Genomic DNA, 1,771 nt, shown 5'->3' with positions numbered 1-1,771 from the left:
TCGCCGGCGCGATGCCAGTTGATCAGGGTCTGGACGGCGAAACGGTGACGAAGATCATGAATCCGTGGGCCATCTCGTTTCCCCTCCTGCCGTAATCCGATTTGCCGAGATAGTCGCCAGAACACGCGGTGCACGTATTGATGCAGCAATCTGCCGCCCTGTTCGGCGACGAAGAAATAGGGACTACGCGGCGTACCAAGGTGTGCATCGCGTCGGGCGGCATAGCCTGAAAGGACAGCAATTGTCGTGGCATGCAGCGGCACCAGCCGTGACTTGCCAAACTTTGTCTCTCGGATGGTGAGGACGCCCTGGTCGAGATCTACATCGGCCCGGAGCAGGCTGAGCGCTTCGGAATGGCGCAGTCCGGCGACCGCTATCAGCCCGAACAGGCAGTGATATGTCCAGCGCCGCAGGGCGTTGGCCGGCGGCAACGACAGTGCTGCCGCCAGAAGTGCCTGAATCTCGACCTCACTATAGATGTAGGGTTTTGTCCGCCGTGCCGGCGCCACAGCGTCGCTCGGTGGCACTTCCGTCAAAGGATCGAAATGACTGAGGTGCTGGGCAAAGCAGCGCACATCAGCCAGTCGGATTGACCAACTCGGCTGCCGGCCCATCGAGGTGACCCACTCCATTGCCAGGTCCGCCGTGATGGTCTCGGCGCCGCGGGCTTCCATGAAAGCGACGAACTCCGACAATCGTTTTGCCGGACCGTCATATTTGTATCCCAGCCCTTGGCGCATGCCGATGTAGCGCTCAAGCGCGGTGCGAAGCCGGCTCATTGGACACCTCCCGGCCAGGGTAGGCTCAGTTCCCGCAGCTTCTCAATATCGAGCTTTGCATAGATTCTTGTACTGTCGATGCTTCGATGGCGGAGCAGTTGACCGATCTCGGCAAAGCTGGCGCCCGACCGCAAAAGGTCGGTCGCAAGGCTGTGGCGGAAAAGATGGGCACCGTGATGCGCATAGCCGTCAATGCCTGCCCGTTCGAGTGCCTGCTTCGCGATCATCGTGATGGCGCAGCCGGAGGCAAAGCCCACATGCGGCGCAAGTGTTCGCAAGAAGACTCGCCGACATGCCGAAGCTGGGCGCCCATGCCGGATATAAGCGACGATCGCTGTTCCGACGTCGTGACGCAGCGGCATAGTCGCTTGTCGTCGTCCCTTTCCGTGTACGAGGATCGTGCCCGACTGCCAGTCGATATCGTCAAGATTGAGGGTGGCCACTTCGCTGGCGCGCAAACCGAGCTTGGCGAGGATCATCAGAACCGCATAGTCCCGACGACCCATTGCCGTCGTCCGATCGCAGGCATCGAGAACCTTCTGGACTTTCTCGGGCGGCAGGAAGGTTGGAAGGCCGGCAAGTCGCCAGCGGCGGATGGACGGCACACAGTCAGCGAGCGGCGTCGAGATGAAGCCCTTCAGATGCAAATAGCGCAGGAAAGCACGCACAACCCCGCACATGGCTTTGCCACTGTCGGCGGAACCGTCGAGCGCATGTCGCTCGACATAACCGATAACGATCTCCGGGGTGAGCGCTGCAAACTCGTCTGCGCCGAAAGGACACACCTCCCGGAGAAATCGAAGCGACAGAAGCTTGTGGCTCCCCACTGTCGCGGCGGCGAGCCCTCTCTCATTCGAGAGATATTGCCCGAATACATCGACGATCATCTCGTGCTCACTGCGCTGAATCGGAAGCGCGGCTGGTATTAAGCCTTTCTCCCGTAACGCCAAAAGCAAGCGGCGGAGCGCCGATCGATCGCCCGAGTCGGGCTT

General features: G+C 60.7%; 2 protein-coding genes. Both read right to left on the bottom strand.

Annotated features, from left to right (window positions below; translation table 11 throughout):
- Positions 1–779: tyrosine-type recombinase/integrase (locus CO667_RS34485; protein WP_097622259.1), on the bottom strand; the 779-nt coding region annotated here is incomplete at its 3' end.
- Positions 776–1,771 (bottom strand): site-specific integrase (locus tag CO667_RS34480; RefSeq protein ID WP_097622258.1); only part of this gene is annotated, 996 nt, incomplete at its 5' end. The genes CO667_RS34480 and CO667_RS34485, both read right to left, overlap by 4 nt.

The organism is Rhizobium sp. L43, from assembly GCF_002531725.1.
Taxonomy (GTDB): domain Bacteria; phylum Pseudomonadota; class Alphaproteobacteria; order Rhizobiales; family Rhizobiaceae; genus Rhizobium.
The sequence above is the reverse complement of the archived record's forward strand: the minus strand, read 5'-3'. Positions and strand labels throughout refer to the sequence as shown.